General features: G+C 67.5%; 8 protein-coding genes. All 8 read left to right on the forward strand.

Features of this window, described 5'->3' with window-relative positions:
- Nucleotides 1-162 precede the first annotated feature (162 nt).
- The gene (gene purM / locus AX681_RS01555) at nt 163-1257 is read left to right on the forward strand and encodes a phosphoribosylformylglycinamidine cyclo-ligase (protein ID WP_066658664.1); all 1095 of its coding nucleotides are present in this window, start codon (nt 163-165) and stop codon (nt 1255-1257) included.
- 63 nt (nt 1258-1320) lie between these two features.
- The gene (gene purN, locus AX681_RS01560; RefSeq protein ID WP_066658662.1) at nt 1321-1887 is read left to right on the forward strand and encodes a phosphoribosylglycinamide formyltransferase; all 567 of its coding nucleotides are present in this window, start codon (nt 1321-1323) and stop codon (nt 1885-1887) included.
- A complete protein-coding gene (locus tag AX681_RS01565) occupies nt 1884-2261 on the forward strand; it encodes an MmcQ/YjbR family DNA-binding protein (RefSeq protein ID WP_066658659.1) in 378 nt (125 codons plus the stop codon). The genes purN and AX681_RS01565 overlap by 4 nt, the downstream gene beginning before the upstream one ends.
- A gap of 95 nt (nt 2262-2356) precedes the next feature.
- A complete protein-coding gene (locus tag AX681_RS01570; RefSeq protein WP_066658658.1) occupies nt 2357-2557 on the forward strand; it encodes a hypothetical protein in 201 nt (66 codons plus the stop codon).
- Between the two features lie 43 nt (nt 2558-2600).
- Nucleotides 2601-3296 carry an endonuclease/exonuclease/phosphatase family protein gene (locus AX681_RS01575; protein ID WP_066658656.1) on the forward strand — a complete coding sequence of 232 codons (696 nt, stop codon included), beginning with the start codon at nt 2601-2603 and terminating at the stop codon, nt 3294-3296.
- A gap of 2 nt (nt 3297-3298) precedes the next feature.
- A complete protein-coding gene (locus tag AX681_RS01580; protein ID WP_066658654.1) occupies nt 3299-5593 on the forward strand; it encodes a patatin-like protein in 2295 nt (764 codons plus the stop codon).
- Nucleotides 5594-5656: 63 nt separating this feature from the next.
- Nucleotides 5657-6004: a hypothetical protein gene (locus tag AX681_RS01585; protein ID WP_066658651.1), complete on the forward strand. Its 348-nt coding sequence runs from the start codon at nt 5657-5659 to the stop codon at nt 6002-6004.
- A gap of 10 nt (nt 6005-6014) precedes the next feature.
- On the forward strand, nt 6015-6686 hold the full coding sequence (gene pyrF, locus AX681_RS01590) for an orotidine-5'-phosphate decarboxylase (RefSeq protein WP_066658649.1): 672 nt from the start codon (nt 6015-6017) through the stop codon (nt 6684-6686).
- Nucleotides 6687-6787: the final 101 nt, after the last annotated feature.

The following is a 6787-nucleotide window of genomic DNA, read 5'->3' on the forward strand; positions in this document are numbered from 1 at the left end:
CTATCGTCGTCCTGGGCTTGACCCGGGACAGGGCTTTCCTGGCCGTCATGAACGGAAGAAGCCCCGGCCCGGGTCAAGCCGGGGCAGACGAGAAGGGTTGGCGCGCGGTTTCTGTACGATCAACGGTTCCGCTTTGGACGCCCCGGCGCTAAGCGCAGCCACATGACCGATCCCGAGTCCTATACCTACGCCCAGGCGGGCGTTTCGATCGACGCCGGCAATGCGCTGGTTCGTGCCATCGCTCCGCTCGCCCGCTCCACGCGCCGACCGGGCGCCGACGCCGATCTTGGCGGGTTCGGCGGCCTGTTCGACCTCAAGGCAGCCGGGTTCACCGATCCGCTGCTGGTCGCGGCGAATGACGGCGTCGGAACCAAGCTCAAGCTCGCGATCGATCACGACTCGCACGACGGCGTCGGCATCGACCTCGTCGCGATGTGCGCCAACGATCTTGTCGTCCAGGGTGCCGAGCCGCTGTTCTTCCTCGACTATTTCGCCACCGGAAAGCTGGTCAACGGCGTCGCCGAGCGCGTGATCGCGGGCATTGCCGAGGGCTGTAAGCAGGCTGGCTGCGCGCTGATCGGCGGCGAGACTGCCGAGATGCCCGGCATGTACGCCGATGGCGACTATGACCTCGCCGGCTTTTGCGTCGGCGCGGTCGAACGCGACCAGCTGCTCGACGGCACGAAGATCGCGCCGGGCGACGTCATCCTCGGCCTTGCCTCGAGCGGCGTTCATTCCAACGGTTATTCGCTCGTCCGCCGCCTCGCCGCGGACAAGGGCTGGAAGCTCAACCGCCCCGCGCTGTTCGATCCCGAAGTGATCCTGCTTGACGCGCTGATGGCGCCGACCCGTATTTATGTGCGAAGTCTGCTTCCACAACTTCGCAAAGGCACGATCCGCGGCCTCGCCCATATCACCGGCGGCGGCTTGCTCGAAAACATCCCGCGCGTCCTCCCTGAGGGCTGCCACGCCCGCGTCGATGCCGACAGCTGGACCCAGCCGCGCCTGATGGCGTTTCTCCAGGCACAGGGGAATATCGAGCCGCAGGAAATGGCGCGCACGTTCAACTGCGGCATCGGCATGGTCGCGGTGGTCGCGGCGGATCAGGCGGATATGGTCGCCGCCGAGCTCGAAGCGGCGGGCGAGACCGTCCACCGCATCGGCACGATCGAAGCCGGTCCGCGCGGCTGCACCGTCTCGGGCAGCATCGAGACGTGGAGCGCGCGCGCCGATTGGGAAGCGACGCATCATGCCTGATCTCCCCTCCCGCTTATGGGAGGGTTGCTTCTTTCTCCCCTCCCGCTTGCGGGAGGGGAATGGATGAAACGCAAACTCGGCATCCTCATCTCCGGTCGCGGCTCCAACATGCAAGCGCTGGTCGCGGGATCGCGCGCAGCTGACTCGCCCTATGAGGTGGCGCTCGTCGCTTCCGACAAGCCCGACGCCCCCGGCCTCGCCTGGGCGGCAGAGCAGGGAATCCCGACCTTCGCCCAATCCCCCAAGGGCATGTCCAAGCCCGAGTACGAAACCGCCATCGACGCCGCCCTCCGCAGCGCCGATGTCGAAGCCATCGCACTGGCCGGTTACATGCGCCTTCTATCCGACGACTTCGTCGCGCGCTGGCGCGGGCGGATCGTCAATATCCACCCCTCGCTGCTCCCGCTCTACAAGGGCCTCGACACCCACGCCCGCGCGATCGCGGCGCGCGACAGCCATGGCGGCTGCTCGGTGCATATCGTCACCGAAGAGCTCGATGGCGGCGACGTGCTCGGGCAGGCGAAAGTCCAGATCCTCCCCGGCGACACGCCCGCGACCCTGGCCGAACGCGTCCTTGCCGAGGAACACAAGCTCTATCCCCGCATTGTCGCACAATGGCTGAGCCAATGACCCCGCAGGCGATCGAGGCGCTGGAGAAACTCCGCACCATCGCCCTTGCCCTGCCCGAATCCGACGAGAAGCTCTCGCACGGCATGCCCGCCTTCTTCATTACGAAGGGCAAGATGTTCGCCTATTTCTGGCACGCCCATCATGGCGATTCCGTCACCGCGGCGATCGTCAAGACCAGCGGCCCGGAGGAGCAGGCGACGCTGATCGAGATGGAGCCCGTCCTCTATTACCGCCCACCCTATTTCGGCCCATCGGGCTGGGTCGGCATGCATCTCGACCGGCCCGACACCGATTGGGACCGGGTCGGCGACCGGGTCGCGATCAGCTGGGAATTGGTCGCGCCACGCCGCCTGCTCGAAGCGGGCGGACGCTGACCGAAAGCAACACATAGCGGCTGAAAATTGCGGGATATTTTGCAGCAGCAGCGCGTTTCGCCCCGTTATCGCACATAACAGGGGAAGTCAGGGCAATGCACGGGCACGGACGCGAACCACATGCGAAGTCGGGCGTCGCCAGCGCCGAAGCGGGGTTGGTCCTGCTCGACGGACCGGACGGTGTCGCCATCGCCATGACCCCCGACGCAGCCGAAGCGACCGCACTCAGCCTGCAGCAGGCCGCAGCCGAGGCCCGCGCCCAGCCGTCGGCACCGCCTCCGTCGCCCGGTCTTTGATCCGGCCCTTGCGTCGCATCGTTACGCCGCCCAAACAGGTTCGATGCTGAAAGTTGCCAGCTACAATATGCGCAAGGCGATTGGCACCGATCGCCGCCGCCGCCCCGAGCGTACGCTGGAGGTGCTGCGCGAGGTGGATGCCGATGTCATCGCGCTGCAGGAATGCGATCGCCGGTTCGGACAGCGCCAGGGCGTGATCCCGCTCCACATGCTGGAGGAGCACAGCCCGTGGAAGGCGGTGTCGTTCGGCGTCCGCTCCGGATCGATGGGCTGGCACGGCAATGCGATACTCGTGCGCAAGGACGCACAAATCCTCGATTACGAGATCATTCACCTGCCCGCGCTCGAGCCGCGTGGCGCGGTAATGGCCGATCTGCGCATCGGCGGCGAAAGCCTGCGCGTGGTCGGCATGCACCTCGACCTGTCGGGCCTGTGGCGGCGGCGCCAGGCGCATGCGATCCTGACCCATTTGGCGAGCAGCGAGCGGGCGATGCCGACGGTGATGATGGGCGACCTCAACGACTGGAGCGCGCAGTCGGGGTGCCTGCGCGATTTCGGCAAGGAGTTCAGTTTCGCGCCGACCGGCCGCTCGTTCCACGCGCGCCGCCCCGTTGCGCGGCTCGACCGCATCATGGTGTCGGCCGACCTCAGCATCGGTGATTGCGGCGTCAATGACAGCGCCGCCGCGCGCACCGCATCCGATCACCTGCCCGTCTGGGCCGAAGTGCGGCGCGGCTGAGCGTGCAGGACAAGGAACTTCGCCTCGCGCTCGTCTGCTATGGCGGGATCAGCCTTGCCATCTACATGCACGGCATCACCAAGGAGATCTGGCACCTCGCCCGCGCCAGCCGCGCGCACCGCGATCTCGAACCTGCGACCGGAGCCAGCGAGCGCGTCTATCACGCGCTGCTCGATTCGATCGGGGATGAGGCCGGGCTGAACCTGCGCGTGATGGTCGATATCGTCGCCGGGGCCAGCGCCGGGGGGATCAACGGAGTGTTCCTGGCGCAGGCGGTGACCAGCGGCCAGTCGCTCGACCCGCTCACCGATCTGTGGCTCGAAGTCGCCGATGTCGACGCGCTGCTCAACCCGGACCACGGCCCGTCGCACCGCTTTGCGAAGATGTGGGCTGTGCCGATCGCATGGATGCTCGCCGGACGCGACTCGACGGTGAAGACCACGGTCGAGCCCGCCGCCCAGGCCGAGGTGCGCGCCAAGCTCGAACGCTTCGTCCGCTCGCGCTGGTTCGAACCGCCTTTTGGCGGCAAGCAGCTGATGAACATGCTGCTCGACGCGCTGGAGACGATGCGCGACGCCCCTGCCGGGCCGCGCCTGTTGCCCGATGGCCAGCCGCTCGACCTGTTCGTCACCGTCACCGATTTTCGCGGCCATCCCGAGCGGCTCAAGCTCAACTCACCGCCCGAAGTGGTCGAAACCGAACACCGCCTGATCTTCTCGTTCAGCGACCATGGCGGCAGCGACACCCCGCTGGGTGATCCGGCCGAGCTCGCCTTCGCCGCGCGCGCGACCTCCAGCTTCCCCGGCGCATTCCCGCCCGCCACCGTCGCCGAAGTCGATGCCGTGCTCGCCGAACGTGGCAGCAGCTGGCCAGGGCGGAGCAGCTTTCTCGAACATGCCCTGCCGCGCCAGTTCGCCGCCGGGGTTGCCGAAACCGCACCGCTGATCGACGGGTCGGTGCTCGCCAATGCGCCGTTCCGTCCGGCGATGGACGCGCTGCGCGAACGCCCCGCGCGCCGTCAGATCGACCGCCGCTTCGTGTTCATCGATCCCACGCCCGGCTATCGCATCGCCAGTCCCGGCCCGGGTCCACAGGAAAGCCCCGGCTTTTTCCGCACCATCATCGGCGCACTGTCCGAACTGCCGCGCCAGCAGCCGATCCGCGACAATCTGGAATCGCTCGGCCAGCGTTCGGCGCAGATCGAGCGGATGCTGGCGATCATCGAACGCATCCGCGCAGAGGTGGAGGGGCAGGTCGAATCGCTGTTCGGCTACACGCTGTTCCTCGACTATCCGACGCCCAAACGCCTCGCCGCATGGCGCGCCCGCGCGCAGCAGGCGGCGGCATCGCGCGCCGGCTATGGCCACGCCGCTTATGGGCTGCTCAAGGTCGAGGGCGTGGCCGACCGGATCGCGACCCATCTCAACCAGATCGCCGATTTGCACGGGTCGGAACGGTGGCGGCGGATGCGCGCGGCGATCGGGGCCGAGATCGAACGGCGCTGCGCCGACGATTTCAGCACCAGCCATAATTCCTCCGCCAGCCCCGCCACCCTCGACCTGCTGCGTGCGCACGATCTGGGCTTTCGCATCCGCCGCCTGCGCCTGCTTGCCCGCCGCGCGACCGAGCTGGATCAGGACAATAGCCGCGCCGAACTCGCCCCGATCCGCACCGCCATCTACGAATCGCTCGCCGGCTATCTCGAATGCCAGCGCGCCGACCCGTTTCTCGGCATGCGCGAATCGATCCGCTCGCCCGATTGCGATGCCGGCGCGCTGATGGACGAACTCGCCGCGCGGATGGACTTGCGGACGCTCGATGACGAGACCGATGCGCGGCTTTCGGAAGGGCTGAGCCAGCTCCCGCGCGACCTGCGCCGCCCGATGCTGCTCGCCTATCTCGGCTTCCCCTTCTTCGATATCGCGACGCTTCCGCTGCTGCGCGGTGAGGGGCTCAACGAGTTCGACCCGATCCGCGTCGATCGCATCTCGCCGGACGATGCCTGCGCGATCCGCAGCGGCGGCGCGGCGGCGACGCTCAAGGGCATTCAGTTCAACAATTTCGGTGCCTTCTTCAGCCGCGCCTATCGTGAGAATGACTATCTCTGGGGCCGTCTCCACGGCGCGGACCGGCTGGTCGACATCATCCTGTCGACCCTGCCCCTCGGCGCGCGCCTCGCCCCCGGTCGCGTCACGACGATCAAGCGTGAGCTGTTCCTCGCCATCCTCGACGAAGAGGAACCGCGCCTTACCTCCGTGCCCGGGCTGTTCACCCAGCTGCGCGCCGAAATCGGCTGAGGCTGGTCAAGCGGGCGGTCCGGGCCTAAGCTGCCGTCACACGCAACAGGGTGATCGCAGCGGATGCAGTTTCTGAAGGCTTTGTTCTGGTTCCTGCTCCTCGGCCTCGCGGCCGCATTTGCGGTGACCAACTGGCATCCGGTCGAGATTCACCTGTGGAGCGGCCTGATTGCGGACGTGAACCTGCCCTTCCTGCTGCTCGTCGTGTATCTCGGCGGACTGCTGCCGATGCTGGCGATCTACCACACGGTGCGCTGGCGCATGCGCAGCCGGATCGCGATGCTGGAGCGCACGGTCGACTCACTCCGCCCGGTCCCGACCGCAGCGCCCGCACCGGTCGTCGCGACCGATCCCGGCGATCTCGACACCCCGCCCGAAGCGCCGTCCGCGCCCCCGCTGGTCACGCCCTGAGTCCACACCGATGAGCCCGATCTACGTCGCCCTCGACACCCCCGACATCGAACGCGCCAAGGCAATCGCGACCCGCGTCCGCCACCATGTCGGCGGGATCAAGCTCGGCCTCGAATTCTTCATGGCGAACGGCCGCCACGGCGTGCACGAAATGGCCGATATCGGCCTGCCGATCTTCCTCGACCTCAAATTCCACGACATCCCCAATACGGTGGGCAAGGCGGTGCAGGCGCTCCGCCCGCTCGAACCCGCGATCATCACGGTTCATGCCTCGGGCGGCCGCGCGATGCTGGAGGATGCGAAAGCCGCCGCGCCGACGGGGACCAAGGTCGTCGCGGTAACGATGCTCACCAGCCTCGACGCCAATGACCTCAGCTCGATCGGCCTGTCTCCCAACCCGCACGAACAGGTCGTCCGCCTCGCCGAACTCGCCAAGTCCGCCGGCGTCGACGGCATTGTCTGCTCGGGCGAGGAAGTGAAGGCCGCGCACGCCGCATGGAAAGATGGCTTTTTCGTCGTCCCGGGCGTGCGCCCATCGAATGGCCACACCGGCGACCAGAAGCGCGTCGTCACCCCCCGCGCCGCGCTCGACGCCGGCGCCTCGATCCTCGTCATCGGCCGCCCGATCACGCAGGCGCAAGACCCCGACCTCGCCGCGCGCGAGATCGAGGCGACGCTTTAACCACTTTCGTCACCCCGGGCTTGACCCGGGGTCAGGCTTCTTGTTCCCGGCTGCAAGAACAGCGCTCCCCGGATCGCACGCGGGGTCACGAGGTCCAACAT

The organism is Sphingomonas sp. CCH9-E2 (assembly GCF_001557215.1).
Taxonomy (GTDB): Bacteria; Pseudomonadota; Alphaproteobacteria; order Sphingomonadales; family Sphingomonadaceae; genus Sphingomonas.